This window comes from Syntrophorhabdus sp. (assembly GCA_012719415.1).
In the GTDB taxonomy this organism is placed as follows: domain Bacteria; phylum Desulfobacterota; class Syntrophorhabdia; order Syntrophorhabdales; family Syntrophorhabdaceae; genus Delta-02.
Genome location: JAAYAK010000310.1, coordinates 13,519 through 27,999 on the forward strand (window position 1 = coordinate 13,519; position 14,481 = coordinate 27,999).

The following is a 14,481-nucleotide window of genomic DNA, read 5'->3' on the forward strand; positions in this document are numbered from 1 at the left end:
AGCTCTGCTATGGCCAGGAAAGTAAACCCAGACGAAAAACAGCCCTTTGTCTCGCACCTCAAGGAACTGCGGCAACGATTGGTGATATGCCTGTTGTCCGTGTGCGTCGCCTTCGCGCTGACGTATTTTTTCCGGGAGAGGGTCAACGTCTTTCTCCTGCAGCCCTTCAAGAAGGTCATGCCGCCGGGGAGCAGTTTCATATTCACGGGGGTCACGGAGGCATTTCTCACCTATTTCAAGATATGGATACTCACGGCCGTCACCGTCGCGTCGCCTGTCATCATTCACCAGGTGTGGATGTTCGTCTCTCCCGGCCTCTACGAGAAGGAAAGAAGATACGTCTATCCCCTTATCTTCTGGGGTAGTCTCCTTTTCGCGGCTGGCGTGATATTCTGTTACTTCGTCGTCATGCCCAATCTTTACAGGTTCTTCGTGAGCTACGCCTCGGACTTCGTCATCCCCATGCCCGACCTCAAGGGGTACGTGAGCCTCACCCTGAAGCTCCTCGTCATCTTCGGGTTCCTCTTCGAACTCCCTCTTGTCGCCTATTTTCTCGCCAGGGTAGGGATACTCAACCATCGGTTCCTGGCAAAGAAACGCAGGTACGCGATCCTGGGAGCGTTCATTCTCAGCGCCATCATAACACCGCCGGACCCGGTGAGCCAGATACTCGTGGCAATGCCCCTCTGGGGCCTTTACGAGCTCAGCGTCGTCATCGCCCGCCTCTTTGGAAAGAAGGAGAAGACTGCAGATGAAGGATCTTGATATCGTCATTCTGGCCGCAGGCAAGGGGGAACGGATGGCTTCCCGCAAACCGAAGGTGATGCATGAGATCATGGGAAAACCCCTTCTCGGATACGTTGTGGACGCCGCGCGCACCCTCGAACCAGCCCGGATCGTCGTCGTCACCGGCTACGGGAGGGAGACCGTCGAGGCCTATCTCGAAGAGAAGGACGTGGCGACCGCGTTTCAGGAAACGCAAAAGGGAACGGCCCACGCCCTCGCATCGGCGCGCGGGCACCTTGAGGGGAACGATGTCCTCGTTCTCCTCGGCGACGTTCCTCTCATCGAGGATTCGACACTTGTTCAGTTCCTCGAATTCTGCCGGGCCTCTGCTTCGATCGTCTTTTTGACGACGGATGTCACCGACCCTTCCGGGTACGGCAGGGTGGTCATGGACGGCGACATCATCGCCGACATCCGGGAGGACGCAGACGCGACGGCCGCGGAAAAACTGATCCCGAGGATCAACACGGGGATATGTTACATCCCGTTCCAGGACCTCGGGCTCATCGACCTCATCGACACCGCCAACAGAAAGGGAGAACGTTACCTGACGGACATCTGCAAGGTCGCCAGGGCCTCAGGCCGCCACGCAAAGGGTTTCTGCCATCCCCTGGCGGACGAGGTCCTCGGCGTCAATACCCTGAAGGGCCTGCTCGAGGCGAATACGGTGATGAGGCAGCGGATCAACGAAGGACACATGGCCCGCGGCGTAACGTTCCTCGACACCGACATATACGTGGAAAGCGACGTCGTGATCGGGCAGGGCACGGTCATCGCGCCCCACTGTCACATCGCTGGCACAACGGTCATCGGGGAATGGGTCTACATCGGACCCTCATCGATCATCAGGAACTGCAGGATAGGGAACAATGTGACCATCGCGGGTCTTGTCTTCATGGAAGGAGTGGAGGCGAAAGAGGGTGTCAGGATTGGCGCTCTCTCCCGGTTCAAGCAGGATATGGTCATCGAAGGAAGGGCGTGAGGACAAAAAAGGGAGGAAACAGCAGTGTGCGGTATTGTCGGATACAGGGGTAGGGAAGGGGCACGGGAGATTCTCATCGATGCCTTGCGGCGCCTGGAATACCGGGGTTACGACTCGGCAGGGATAGCGATCTGGAACAAGGGGACCGTGAGGCTCGCCCGCAGGCAGGGCAAGGTGAGCGACCTGGCCGAAGCCATCGAAGCGGACGGTTTTGACGGCCCCATGGGGCTCGCCCACACCAGGTGGGCGACCCACGGCGTTCCCTCGGAACGCAATGCCCATCCTCACACGGCCGCCGACATCACCGTCGTTCACAACGGGATCATAGAGAACTACCTCGAGTTGAAGGAAACCCTGAAAGGACAAGGACACACGTTCACATCGGACACCGATACGGAGGTCATCCCCCATCTCATCGCCAGTCTGCTCAGCAAGGCGGGAAGCTTTGAAGGGGCGGTCAGGTCAGCTCTCAGGATGCTCAAGGGCTCCTATGCGGTCGGGGTCATCAGGGAAGGGGAGGACATCCTCATCGCGGCAAAAAAGGAGAGCCCGCTGCTCGTCGGCCTGGGAGAGGATGGCGAGCATATCATTGCCAGCGACGCCCCGGCCATAATCAACAGGACCAACAGGTTCATTTTCCTGGAGGATGGCGATATCGCGGTCATACGGAAAGGTGATCTGAAGATAACGAACCTCGACGGCGACGAGGTCACGCGCGAGGTCCGGTCGGTCCAGTGGTCGGGCGCCATGGCGGAGAAGGGCGGCTACAGGCATTTCATGCTCAAGGAGATCTTCGAGCAGCCGAGGGCCATATCGGACACGCTGATCGGAAGGATCGAGGAAGAAGAGGGCGAGGTATTCTTCGAAGAACTCGACCTCCCCGACATCGCGAAAGTGAGAAAGATCTGGATGGTCGCTTGCGGAACCTCGTACCATGCCTGTCTCATAGGAAAACACATCTTCGAGGCAAACCTGAGGATACCCGTGGAGACCGACATCGCTTCGGAATTCCGATACCGCGACCCCATCCTTGATAGGAACGACCTCGTCATACTCGTTTCGCAATCGGGCGAGACCGCTGACACCATAGCGGCCATGAAAGAGGTGAAGAAGAGGGGCCTTCACACCCTGGCCATATGCAACGTGCTGGGCAGCACCCTGTCGCGGGAATGCGACGGTGTCATTTACACCCACGCGGGTCCCGAGATCGGGGTGGCCTCGACGAAGGCCTTCACCACCCAGGTTTCCGTCTTCTTCATGCTCATGATCTACCTGGGTAAACGTCTTAATGTTCTCGACAGTGACGATGCCCGGCGTCTCATCGGCGAACTCAGGAAGATCCCCCATAAGATCCAGACGATCCTCGATGCGAGTTCCTCCATCGAAGACACCGCGAGGGAGAACATGCACTACCGGCACTTCCTTTACCTCGGCAGGGGCATCAACTTCCCCACCGTCCTCGAGGGTGCCCTGAAGCTCAAGGAGATCTCCTACATCCACGCGGAGGCGTACGCGGCAGGAGAGATGAAGCACGGCCCCATCGCCCTCATAGACGAGAATATGCCCATCGTGTTCGTCTCTCCGAGAGACCAGACATACAAGAAAACCTGTTCCAACATGGAAGAGGTCCTGGCACGCAACGGAAAGGTCCTCCTCTTCACCGATGACGCCCGCCATGACATGGCCAAGAGGATCGACGCGCTGTTCGTCGTTCCCGAAAGCATCTACGAACTCCAGCCCATTCTCTCCGTGGTGCCTCTCCAGCTCATGGCTTACCACATGGCGAACCTTCTCGGCACCGACGTGGACCAACCCCGGAACCTGGCGAAGAGCGTGACCGTCGAGTAACCTCTATCGGGCGGTTACCAGAGGGACAGTGAGGAGTTCTCCCCACCTCTCCAGCCAACCCCGGGAGTGTGAGACGCCCTCAACAATGACGAGCCCGCGGCCGTCTGCATCCCCCGCCCGTTCCAGGAAAGATCGTGCAATGAAGGGTGGTACCACGGTGTCTTTTGCTCCGGCGAAATGACGCTGCGGCAAACCTGCCAGCCTTCCGGCCTCGTCGATGGGGTTCAAGGACCCGGTCAGGGGACTCACCCCATGGTGCCCGTTCACCGCCTCGGTGTCGAGATTGCCGGCCACCGTCCTCAAGCTTGCAATACCACCCCGGCGAGAGGCGACGAGCACGGCGATGGCGGCACCCCCGGAATATCCGACGAGATGGACCCTGCCTGAGCCCGAGAAGGCGCGAAGCCGGTCTATGGCCTCGTTCATGGCCTCTACGACCTCGGGAGAGAAGCGTTTCTCCGACCAGTAGAGGGGCTCGCAGGGCGGCGCGAGGCCTGCGGCGTACTGACCGGGACGGGCCAGGTACGCCACGTTTGCGGCCGGATCCATTGCCGCCATGCGCAGGACAAGTGGACCCGCCGGCGTCGGGTCAGGGGAGAGCAGGGCGGGAGAGAGCCACGCCGACCCGTCCCCCTCGATATACACGGTCAGATCCTTCCCCGGCCGGGAAAAACGCCCGTAAGCGATGAGTGCGAAGCCCTTCGCTTCGAGGGAGTATTTTGTGAGATCCCCCGCCGCCGCGGCCCGCGCGGCCGCCTCGTACCTGTCCCCCGGGTATCCCATGGAGGCACAGCCCCATGCCGCCCCGATGAGGAAGACCGGAAGCAGGATGATCAAGACGCGTCTAAAAAACGAAGCGAATGTTGGCATAGCCGGCATGGCTGTAAAAATCCTTCTTGAGTTCCAGGTCATAATTGACGGATACCGTGACGCCGTATCTGTTGGTCAACGTCAGCCGCGCTCCGGCGTTCAGGCTCGACTGCGGCGGATCGTACCCTCCGGTGGAGAATGAGGCTCCACCCCCGGTGAAGGTGGACGTCGTCTGCTGACGGTCCCCGATGAAATCATAGAGCCATTTCACGTGCACTTCAGGCATGAGCCGCGAGTCCTGCCACAGGAAGGGCCGTGACAGGCTCGTTCCCAGACCGGACTGAAACATGTCATAGTTCCGGGAGTCGATGGAGAGGTTCAGTGAACCGGCCCCTTCCTCCGTGTAACCATCGAGATGGAGATGGGAATAGCGCAGGGAGACAAGGGGAGTGATGTTCCATCCCCCGCCGGTGATGGTGTATCCCCCTTCGATATACCCGGAATACTGATATCCCCCGTAGCTGGTCGTTGCGAGGCGATCGACGCCGCCGAAGGCGATATGTCTCGACCCGTCGTACCGGTTGTACGCGCAGGAAACGGTTCCGTCGACACGCCAGGCATTCCTGAAGAAGCTCGCGTACAGACTGCCCTGGTAGCTGCTGGCGTCGGTCGCGGTCCCGCTGTCACTCGTCCGGATATGGCTCCTCGCAAACCCGCCACTTACACCGAACAGGGAATGGTCGGTCACGAGCCTGTCGAGACCCAGCGAGGTACCCCATATATGCGCCGTGTAGCCCATGGAGCTATCCCAAGGGTCCTGTTTCAGATAGCTGCCGAACCCCTGTGCCCACATGCCCCACTTCAGGGCCTCGTCACCCGTCGATATTCCGGTCCCCGCGCCACTTGAGCCATTCCCCGCTATGACCTGAGAGATGCGGCTCGTCGTCGTCTCCAGGAACCGGTTGACAGCCCCGAAACCCGCCTCGACAACACCCTGGTTCCCGTCAGCCTTTGGCTCAAGCTGCAGGGCGTTACCGGCGCTCCCCGATCTGTCAAGAGCTCCCAGCACGTCCGCCAGGTCTCCCGTCGCCGAGTTGGCGAGACCGTCGAGGGCTGCTCCCAGGGACGGGTTGCCGCTCATGTCCCTGTAATAGGTGTTGTTCCTGGAAGCAACAAGGTAGAGCCTGCCCCCGTCCTTTGCGGCCGAGAACCTGACCATCGGCGCCGACGCATCGCCCGCCACCACCAGGTTCGCCGGTGTGGTGGTCAGCGTGCCGGCATCGACGACAAGAAAGCGGTCGTTGTTCCGGACGGCCGGTCCGGCAAGGGTGACCCCGAAGTTTGTGCTGTCGGCGATGGTTACGGTCTCAACGTTGATGACGCTCGCCGTGTTCATCGTGTTCCTGTTGAGACTGACGTCGAGGCGCGCGGCGGCGCCACCTGCCATGTTCATGCTGTCCGTCCCAGCGCCGAGGTCGATGGTGCCCGAGACGCGGCCTCCGTTTATCGTTACCGTATCGTTCCCGGAACCCGTTTGGATGGCGATGGCACCCGAGATGGTCCCGCCCGGGTTGTTGGTGATCACCGTGTCTCCCGCCTCGGCCTTGATGGCCGTGCCGGGGCTCGAGATGGTCCCGGCGTTCGTGAGACGGTTGACGGCACCGGCGGTGGTGACGGGGGTCCCGTAGGCGACGCTCGTATCCCCTTTGAAGAGGACGGCGATGTTCGACGTCCCGGCGAGGCCGAGTTTGTCCGCTGTCGCCCCGCTGATCGTGCCGTTGTTGATCACGTCGTAGTTGAGGGACCATACCAGGAGGCCCTGACCCCCGGTAACGCTCCCTCCCGGTTCGATGATGATCTGGTTCGGTGTCGCAATCGCGGTGCGCACGTTCTTCTGGAAACGATGGCCCGCCCAGACGGTATCGCAGGCCCCGTCTATCTTGAAGCTGGCAAAACCGTTCCCGTAAGAGGCGTTTGCCGCCGTGCTGAAATCGGTCCCGTCGTTTCGGGTATAGATGTACGACCCCGTGGCGTAGATCCCGTAGATGTCCACAGGGGTCTGGCCGAGAAGGATGAACTCCGTCATGCCCACTATGTCGGCCGGGGAAGTGCCGTTCCCCCAGAAGAACGTGTAGCCGAGTTGCGTGAAGGGAAAAGGAGATCCACCGTACGCCTGGGCCAGCCAGTTGGTGTAGTAGGCCTTGAAGTTATTGAACGTGTCGTCGCTCATCCCTGCCGGTTTCTCGAAAGGAAGGTTCTGACCGTACTTGGCCGGCGTGTACGTGCTGATGTCGGGGTTTCGTGTCGGGCGCAGAAGATACTGGGTGTTCACGGCGTACTCGATGATGGCGTCATGGGTGCCCGTCGTGTCCATCCCGAGCCCCCTCTCGAGAAGGGTGACCACGTTGCCGCCGTTCACACCGTTGGCAAGGAGGAACCGGGTGGCATCGTTGCCGACCGTTACCCAGGCGGCATCTGTGGAAGCACCCCCGAAGATCTTGTACCCCGCCTGCCCGACGTAATTACCCTTCACGTAGCGTGATCTCGTGGCTGTCCGCACCACGAGCTTTCCCGCGTCATAGAAGAGGCCCTCCGTGCCTCCCCCGTCGGGTATGACATAGAGCGACGCCGGTTGCCAGCCCGACGGACTGGAGGCGTTCCGGATCGCCATCTCAACGGCCTCGCTGTAGCTCGGGCTGAGGTCGGCGCCGGAAACGGTAAGGGGAAGGCTCAAGAACACAATAATAATGGTAAGGAACGTTAGGGATGCCCGCGGTCCCCGACGGGTCGGGGCGGTGGTCTCACGCTCCGCTCTGCCGCTGTCAGCACAGGTCATAGCTCCACTGTCTCCTGATGGATAATGTGGGCTGGTGGGACACACTTTTCAGCCGGGATAATACTACAGGGTTTGGTGAAGATTGTCCATACTGAACTCCATCCGGAAGTGAGTGCGAATGTCGTGCCCGGGGGCAGGCCTGCGGCCTCGCCTCATCTCCTACGCGTTGCCCGCGGATGAAACCTCACCACTATCCACCAGCGACGCGTCGAACTTAAGGACCTCGAGAAGCACGTCGACGACCTGGGGATCGTAGAACCCCTTTTCCGTGTTCTTCCTGATCTCGTTCAATGCGAGCCGCACGTCCCAGGGACCGCGGTAAGGACGCCAGGACGTCATGGCGCTGTATGCTTCGGCGACGGCCGTTATGCGCGCGCCGATGGGTATCTCCTCACCTTTGAGACCGTCGGGGTAGCCATTGCCGTTCCAGAGTTCGTGGTGGTGCCTGACGATCTCCAGGAACTGATCGTTGACATAACCGAGCCGCTTCAGGGAGGCAACGCTTTCGAGGACATACTTCTCCACGAACTTGATCTCCTGTTCCGTGAGGCTGGCCTGGCGGTTCAGGATGTGATGGGGTATGGCCTCCTTGCCGATGTCCTGAAGGAACCCGGCCTGCAGTATGTTCAGTTTCAGGTCCTCGTTGAGGTTGAGACGGTCCGCAAGGGCATAGGAGAGCATGGCGACAAGGAGTCCGCGCCCTATGGAACCGTCCAGAGATTCCACGGCAAGGACAAGGTCCACCGGCACCTTGATCGCCGCCTCCACTTCCCTGTACCGCTCCGATACGGCCCGGGGGATAACGCTGTGGTCGTGCCAGCGGCTCTTTATGCTCCTGACCTCGTACACAGCGATCTTGTGGAGTTTTCCCTTGAGCTGGAACTTCTCGAACTCGTCCCTTTTGAGATTCGCATCGGCATAGGCAAGCCTCAAGTCCGTGGAATCCGGATCGAGGGCAAGGGCCCGCTCAAAACAGGAGATGGCGGCGGAGGCATCGTGGAGACCGAAGTGCACCTTCCCCATCTGGTAAAGGAGCTGCGAACTCTCTCCTTCCTGTGCGAGATTGTGCTCAAGGATGCTGAGTTCCTCGAGGAGGGCCTTGTCGCTCTGCCGGCTGTACCCCATATTACGCAGCTTCTTCACGTTAACGAAGGGTTCGACGAAATTGAAGGTGTACTCGTCGACGTATATCCGTTCAGGCTCGCAAATCTCCTCAAGGCGCTTCGCGACGTTGACACGGTCCCCTATGGCACTGTAAGCCTGTCTGTGGACACCCATCATGCCGACGATCGTGTATCCCGTGGCGATGCCGATGCGCAGCTTCCAGGGAAGGCCCATATCCTTGATCCTTTCCTGCATCTTTATTGCCGCAAGCACAGCCATCAGGGCGTGCTGGGCATAGTCGACGGGCGCGCCGAACTCGACCATGACGCCGTCACCCATGTATTTGTCTATATGGCCGCGAAAAAGCTCGATGACGGGCTCGATGGACCCGATAAAGCGGTTCAGTTCGTCAAGGACGATATCGGGGGGGTTCTGATCGGAATAGGCGGTGAAGTCCGTAAGATCGCAGAACATGATGCTGATCTCCCGCTTTTCTATCCTGAGCTTTCCTTCCGTCGCCAGCTTTGCGACGACGGGGTCCATCGTGGTGTAGAGGGTCTTCTCGACCTTCTCCTTCATCTCCTCTGCGACGCGGCTGCGCTTGAGCTCCTCGTAGAGCCGTTTCGTTTCTTCGAAGCCCTTCGCCAGTTTCTCCTGCAGCGACCCTATACCGGCGCTGGTCAGAACGAGGAACCCGCCCCAGATGACGATCATGATGAGCGTGCTCGTAACATTGCCGCCCACGGCGAACCATTCGGGCCTGATGAGAGCCGTGACACCCACGATAACAATTATGTTGAGGGACGCGTAGAAGGCCTTGCGTTTGCCCAGAATATACGCGGCGAGAAGGACCGGGAGGTAGAAGAGGTTGAGGAAGGCGAACCTGTAAGGGAGGATGAAGAAGATGGCGCAAACGAGAACGGCGATCAGGAGGACAAAGACGAGCTCCAGATGCCGGATCATGAAGTTCCGGAAACGCAGCGCCAAGGTAACGCCAAAGGCGTCGGCTACCTCAAAATCCGGCGCATCGCGAAAAACATCCTTCCGAGGGATGCTGGGTCCAGCATCTTTTTCTGGATCGATGGTCATTGCGTGATTTTCCCCGTACCCTGATCAGTCTCCTGTTTCCCACGGAGCAAACAAATCTCTTCTTATCATGGCACCCGATTTTTGTCAAATATCTTGTTATAATAGAGCAGATTATTTATAGATAATTGTTAAATTCATTTGCAATCCCGATCCATCTATGGAATATTGTATCTCACTTCATCATGGGACTCATTCAGCTTTTATTCCGCGACCCTTTGACCTTTCTCCTCCTCGTCATCCCCCTTCTGTACTCCATCATCATTCACGAACTGGCCCACGGGTGGGTCGCCGACAGGATGGGAGACCCCACGGCAAAGTGGCTCGGAAGGCTCACCCTGAACCCCGTGAAACATCTCGACCCTTTCGGGACGATCGCCCTTCTCATCTTTGGTTTCGGCTGGGCGAAACCTGTGCCCGTCAATTTTCTCAACCTCCGAGACCTCCGCAAGGGCATGATCTACGTCTCCGCCGCCGGTATCACGGCAAATATGATCCTCGCTTTCATCGCTTTTCTCATTATGCGTCTCACGCAGGATTACGACCTCGGTCCCCTGCACACGATGTTGTATTTCGCCGCGCGGGTGAATATAATGCTCGCCGCCTTCAATCTTATCCCCATACCGCCCCTGGACGGATCCAAGATATTGATGGGGTTCCTGCCCGGTGAACTGAGGTATCAACTGGAGCGCCTCGAGCCCTTCGGGATGTTCATCATCCTCGGGCTTCTCTACCTCGGCGTACTCAACCCCGTTATCTCCCTCATCCAGGGCATCATCATTTCCATCATCCGTCTCTTCATACCTTAAGAGCTCATTTCTTTGGGTAGGCCCTGGCCAGGTGGTCGACAATAGCCGAGATGTCCGCGTCGGTAAGGGCGGCACCATGCCCCTTCATCCTCACCACGGTGGCCTGCCATTCGGCCCTGGTCTTGCCTTGCGACTTCGGTTTATCGATGCTGTGGCAAGCCCCGCATTTCTTCTCGAAGAGCGCCCGACCGCCTTTTTCCGCCGGGACCCCCACCGCTGCCCCTCCAAAAAGGAAGAGGAAAACGACCATCACCGAAAGAACACCACATTTCCATCTCATGATGACCTCCTCAAGGTTCGTTTTTACCAATTCTAGTCCCTGGACCCCTCTATCGCAAGACCTTTCGGGGTTTAGCCCTTGACTTTGCGCCCCTTTTCCTATACAGTATTGCATTCGACAGCGGGGTGGAGCAGTTTGGTAGCTCGTCGGGCTCATAACCCGAAGGTCACTGGTTCAAATCCGGTCCCCGCAACCAAAAATACCAGGACCCCGGGTAACCCCGGGGTTTCTTTTTATGCATTCCCCGGTGATTGCCGGGACCCTTCTTTCACGACACACAAACACGCAAGGCGATGGCGGTCATTGGGGGTAGAGCCTGAAGCATTCGTTGCGGGACTGCATGAGCCGTTGTTCCAGCATGCTGGCCGAGGAATAAGGAAGTTTGCACTGCGCGCCGAGGTTCATCGACCTGCATGAGTCGTTCCACGCCGTCTGATAGCGGTGGTTCGCGGTCTGGAGACATTCGGAGAGGGCCTTGCGCTTCGCCTCCATCTGGTCGCGCATCCGGGACCTGTACTGCTCGGCCTCCTCCTCGATCCGGCGCTCCTCTCTTTCCTTCTGCTCCCTCAGGTTCCGGTTGGCCTCATCGACCCGCTCCGAGAATTCTCTCCGCCGCCGCTCCCGCTCCCACTGTTCCTCGACCATCCTGTCCCGGACCCTCTTCTCCTCTCTGCCCGACGACTGGTCGCGCCACTGGTTCATCTCCTCCATCTTCTCCTCAACACGGGCCAATTGGCGCGCGAGATCTGACTCGCCCATCTGTCGCCTGCTTGAGATATGGTGTTTTACGTCGTTGATGGCCACCGCGAACCCCATCCCCTCAACGCTCAGCCCCGAGATCTTCAGGGAATTGATACCGATGACATCACCTGAAAGGTTGATGAGCGGGCCTCCGCTGTTTCCCGGACTCAGGGCGGCATCGGTCTGGATGAAAGAGGCCTTGTAGGCCGGAAATAACCGTTTCGTCGAGCTGATGATACCGCGCGTGAAGGTGGTTTCGAAGGAAAGGGGCGTACCGGCGGCTATCACTGTGTCGCCCTCGGAGCAGGCCGAGCTGTCGCCGAGCCGCAGGAAAGCGTACTGTCGCGCTTGCCGGGCCTTGAGGAGGGCGAAATCCCTGTCGGGATCGACAATAATGAGGTCGACGTCGACGACGGAGCCGTCGGAGAAGGTCGCCTTGCCCGTTAACTCGCGCATCACATGAGCATTCGTGACAATATAGCCATCTTTGCTCACCACGAAGCCTGAACCACGGGCCGCTCCGTCAGTGGTGACGGTGATGACGGATGGCTTCAGCGTCTTTATGATCACTGAGAGATCTCCCGTGCCGCGCGTCCGAAAGGGATCCATCACCTTGAAGGCAAGGAAGGCGCCAAGGACCACCAGGACGACCCCGATCAATGATGCGGCCACCACGGCGATCCTTCGCCCGGAGCCCGTTGTCCGCTGCTCGGCAGGGGAGGGGTGTAACTCTTCTGAGGAGGCGGAAGCTTGAGTTCCCGCTGAGCCGTCCGTACCCTTTGAGGAAAAATACTCCCTGACACATTCGTAAGCCCAGTTGATCTCCTTGACGTCGCTCCAGTCGGTTTTCTCCGCGATGAGGACACGGTACGCCCGATCTGCGTCCGCCGCAGACGCATCCTCCCGGAGACCAAGGATCTCGAAGGATCTCTTTGTGCTCGTGTCCATAAGGTCGCCTCGCAAGGATATAATAACGGATCGCCATATTTTGTCAATACAGCCGCCAATCCCTGAACGGCCCCGAAAGTCAGTATATCGGTGTCCCCTGGTGTATAATGCGGGTATCGACGGCGCGCAACCGGGACCTGCGGACAGATGCGGCACGGAAAGGATACGTGTTACCGCTTAAGAAGGCACGAGGATATCCGAACAAGAAAAGGGAGGACAAACATGTCAACGAGACCATTCAGAAGACAACTATCGGCGTGGCTTGTCGTTCTGGCCGCAATGAGCTTCCTCATCGCCGGGGCGCCGCCAGTCACGCACGCGTGCACGGCTATCACCCTGAAGGCTGGCGACGGAGCTGTCCTTCTCGGTCGCACCATGGAATGGGGCTCCTTTGATCTCAACGGTCGGATCATCATCATCCCTCGTGACCATGTATTCAAGGGGCGCACCCCGGACGGCAGGGGAGGGTACAGATGGAAAGGGAAATACGCCGTCGTGGGCACCGACATGCTGGAAAAAGAGGTTCTGGCGGACGGATTCAACGAGAAGGGCCTGGCCCTTGCCCTCCTGTATCACCCGGGTTATGCGGAATACGCACGATACGCGCCCGACAGGGCCGGCGAGACCATGGGACCGACCGACGTCGCCCAGTATCTTCTAACCACCTGCGCAACCGTCGAGGATGTGCGGGCGGCGATGAAGAAGGTCCGTGTCGTGCCGGTGGTGGAAGAGGCCCTGGGGTTCCCGCCGCCCGTTCATTTCATAATCGCCGAGCCATCAGGGAAGAGAGTGGTTATCGAGTTCAAACAGGGGGAGACGAAGATATTCGACGCCCCGCTTGGCGTCATGACGAACGCCCCCGCCTACGACTGGCACATCACGAACCTCAGGAACTACGTGAATCTTTCTCAGGTGGCCCTGCCGGACAAGAGGATCGAGGATATGGAGTTTGCACCCCTTGGTGCCGGCAGCGGGATGATCGGCCTGCCGGGGGACTTTACACCTCCCTCGCGCTTCATCCGGGCCGTAGCCTTCACGGCAAGCGCGCGCAGGACGGCGGACGGGCCCGAGACCGTGTACGAGATGTTCCGGATCCTCGACAACTTCAACCTCCCCCTTGGCGGAGCCGAAGGCTCGGACCACGGAAAAACAGCGTCAGCCATGCGCAGTTCCACCATCTGGACGGTGGTCTACGACACGAAGAACATGGTGATGTATTACCACACGCAGCATAACCGGCGCGTCCGGCGGGTGAACGCAGGGGCCATCGATCTCGATGGCCTGAAGGGCGTGATCAGAACGACGCCCCTCGACTTGAGGAAACAGCAGGACTTCGAGGACGTGACGGTTTCGAGGGTTCGGTAACGGGTGGCCTCCAGGGAGGTGTCGAGTGGAGGAGGCCGGACCATGTCACGATCCTTCTGCCAGCTCAAAACAGATTTCCCGTCATAAATGTGGCAAAACTTGCAGGGCGTGCTACAATTGACGTATAGCGTGAGAACAAATGGAGAGACTGAAGGGCTAAACCAAATACTAAGGAGGTCGATCATGACAAAGAGGTATGTGTTGTTGGTGATGGCTGTGTTCCTGGCAGTGTCCCTGAGCGGCTGTGGTTGTTTCTACCAGCAGATGAAGGGTGAAACTCCTCCGCCAGCTGCTCCGCCGGCGGTCGTGACACCGCCTGAGGCGAAGACACCGGTGCCTGTGGCGCCGGCCGCTGTGGCCCTCAGAGACATCCATTTCGATTTTGACCGGTACAACATCCGCGAGGGCGACGCGGCTATCCTCAGGGAGAACATGAACTGGTTCCGCGATACGGCGAACAGGGGCAAGAAAGTGCGGATCGAGGGCCACTGCGACGAGCGCGGTACCGTGGAGTACAACCTCGTCCTGGGACAGAAGAGAGCCGACTCGACCAGGAACTTTCTTGTCGGTCTCGGCGCGGATGGCAGGCTTCTCGAAACGATAAGCTACGGGAAGGAAAAGCCTGTCGATCCGGGACACAATGAAGAGGCATGGGCGAAGAATCGTCGGGCTCACTTCCAGATGATGCAGTAGGTTGAGCAGGGAAGACAGGCAGGGAGGGGTTTCGGCCTCTCCCTGCTTTTAGGCTGATACTAGTTAACATAATATCCATTATCAGTATTATAGGAAACGTCAGCCTCCAGGGTCACCACGCTAACCAGTCGAAATAGAACGCCTTTCAGCGCCTATGCCAACAGAACGAACTTTCTCCATTATTCTTGTTGAC

Annotated in this window: 11 protein-coding genes and 1 tRNA gene; 7 read left to right on the forward strand and 5 right to left on the reverse strand. The window is 58.9% G+C overall.

What is annotated here, in order from left to right:
• Positions 1 to 9: 9 nt before the first annotated feature.
• The 3 genes from tatC to glmS are packed head-to-tail and all read left to right on the forward strand — an operon-like array spanning position 10 to position 3,616.
• Positions 10 to 765 (forward strand): twin-arginine translocase subunit TatC, encoded by a 756-nt coding sequence (gene tatC / locus GXX82_17305; GenBank protein NLT24803.1) that lies wholly within the window; start codon positions 10 to 12, stop codon positions 763 to 765.
• Positions 752 to 1,768, forward strand: coding sequence for an NTP transferase domain-containing protein (locus tag GXX82_17310; protein ID NLT24804.1), 1,017 nt, complete (start codon positions 752 to 754; stop codon positions 1,766 to 1,768). Before tatC ends, GXX82_17310 begins: the two co-directional genes overlap by 14 nt.
• A gap of 24 nt (positions 1,769 to 1,792) precedes the next feature.
• Positions 1,793 to 3,616 carry a glutamine--fructose-6-phosphate transaminase (isomerizing) gene (gene glmS / locus GXX82_17315; GenBank protein NLT24805.1) on the forward strand — a complete coding sequence of 608 codons (1,824 nt, stop codon included), beginning with the start codon at positions 1,793 to 1,795 and terminating at the stop codon, positions 3,614 to 3,616.
• 3 nt (positions 3,617 to 3,619) lie between these two features.
• On the opposite strand, the gene GXX82_17320 is transcribed toward glmS, so the two are convergent.
• The 3 genes from GXX82_17320 to GXX82_17330 form a co-directional block, all read right to left on the reverse strand.
• On the reverse strand, positions 3,620 to 4,453 hold the full coding sequence (locus GXX82_17320) for an alpha/beta hydrolase (GenBank protein NLT24806.1): 834 nt from the start codon (positions 4,451 to 4,453) through the stop codon (positions 3,620 to 3,622).
• A gap of 7 nt (positions 4,454 to 4,460) precedes the next feature.
• On the reverse strand, positions 4,461 to 7,262 hold the full coding sequence (locus GXX82_17325) for an autotransporter domain-containing protein (protein NLT24807.1): 2,802 nt from the start codon (positions 7,260 to 7,262) through the stop codon (positions 4,461 to 4,463).
• Positions 7,263 to 7,421: 159 nt separating this feature from the next.
• A complete protein-coding gene (locus tag GXX82_17330) occupies positions 7,422 to 9,455 on the reverse strand; it encodes an HD domain-containing protein (protein NLT24808.1) in 2,034 nt (677 codons plus the stop codon).
• Positions 9,456 to 9,637: 182 nt separating this feature from the next.
• Here GXX82_17330 and GXX82_17335 point away from each other — a divergent pair, with 182 nt between their 5' ends.
• The gene (locus tag GXX82_17335; GenBank protein NLT24809.1) at positions 9,638 to 10,261 is read left to right on the forward strand and encodes a site-2 protease family protein; all 624 of its coding nucleotides are present in this window, start codon (positions 9,638 to 9,640) and stop codon (positions 10,259 to 10,261) included.
• Positions 10,262 to 10,265: 4 nt separating this feature from the next.
• Here GXX82_17335 and GXX82_17340 read toward each other — a convergent pair whose 3' ends face one another.
• Positions 10,266 to 10,541 carry a hypothetical protein gene (locus tag GXX82_17340; protein ID NLT24810.1) on the reverse strand — a complete coding sequence of 92 codons (276 nt, stop codon included), beginning with the start codon at positions 10,539 to 10,541 and terminating at the stop codon, positions 10,266 to 10,268.
• A 119-nt stretch (positions 10,542 to 10,660) separates the two neighbouring features.
• Between GXX82_17340 and GXX82_17345 the strand changes: the two genes are divergently transcribed.
• A tRNA-Met gene (locus tag GXX82_17345) sits at positions 10,661 to 10,737 on the forward strand.
• Between the two features lie 104 nt (positions 10,738 to 10,841).
• Here the strand turns inward: GXX82_17345 and GXX82_17350 are convergent.
• Entirely contained in the window at positions 10,842 to 12,230 is a 1,389-nt protein-coding gene (locus GXX82_17350) for a serine protease (GenBank protein ID NLT24811.1), read from the reverse strand.
• 222 nt (positions 12,231 to 12,452) lie between these two features.
• Between GXX82_17350 and GXX82_17355 the strand changes: the two genes are divergently transcribed.
• Together GXX82_17355 and GXX82_17360 are read left to right on the forward strand one after the other, a co-directional pair.
• Positions 12,453 to 13,595, forward strand: coding sequence for a choloylglycine hydrolase family protein (locus GXX82_17355; protein NLT24812.1), 1,143 nt, complete (start codon positions 12,453 to 12,455; stop codon positions 13,593 to 13,595).
• 183 nt (positions 13,596 to 13,778) lie between these two features.
• Positions 13,779 to 14,288 carry an OmpA family protein gene (locus tag GXX82_17360; protein NLT24813.1) on the forward strand — a complete coding sequence of 170 codons (510 nt, stop codon included), beginning with the start codon at positions 13,779 to 13,781 and terminating at the stop codon, positions 14,286 to 14,288.
• The last annotated feature ends 193 nt before the right edge of the window (positions 14,289 to 14,481 follow it).

Bases quoted from the DNA above. Each gene is read 5' to 3' on its own strand.
- tatC (NLT24803.1), top strand. From the start codon at position 10: ATGGCCAGGAAAGTAAACCCAGACGAAAAACAGCCCTTTGTCTCGCAC.
- GXX82_17310 (NLT24804.1), top strand. From the start codon at position 752: ATGAAGGATCTTGATATCGTCATTCTGGCCGCAGGCAAGGGGGAACGG.
- GXX82_17325 (NLT24807.1), bottom strand. From the start codon at position 7,262: ATGACCTGTGCTGACAGCGGCAGAGCGGAGCGTGAGACCACCGCCCCG.
- GXX82_17330 (NLT24808.1), bottom strand. From the start codon at position 9,455: ATGACCATCGATCCAGAAAAAGATGCTGGACCCAGCATCCCTCGGAAG.
- GXX82_17335 (NLT24809.1), top strand. From the start codon at position 9,638: ATGGGACTCATTCAGCTTTTATTCCGCGACCCTTTGACCTTTCTCCTC.
- GXX82_17340 (NLT24810.1), bottom strand. From the start codon at position 10,541: ATGAGATGGAAATGTGGTGTTCTTTCGGTGATGGTCGTTTTCCTCTTC.
- GXX82_17350 (NLT24811.1), bottom strand. From the start codon at position 12,230: ATGGACACGAGCACAAAGAGATCCTTCGAGATCCTTGGTCTCCGGGAG.
- GXX82_17355 (NLT24812.1), top strand. From the start codon at position 12,453: ATGTCAACGAGACCATTCAGAAGACAACTATCGGCGTGGCTTGTCGTT.
- GXX82_17360 (NLT24813.1), top strand. From the start codon at position 13,779: ATGACAAAGAGGTATGTGTTGTTGGTGATGGCTGTGTTCCTGGCAGTG.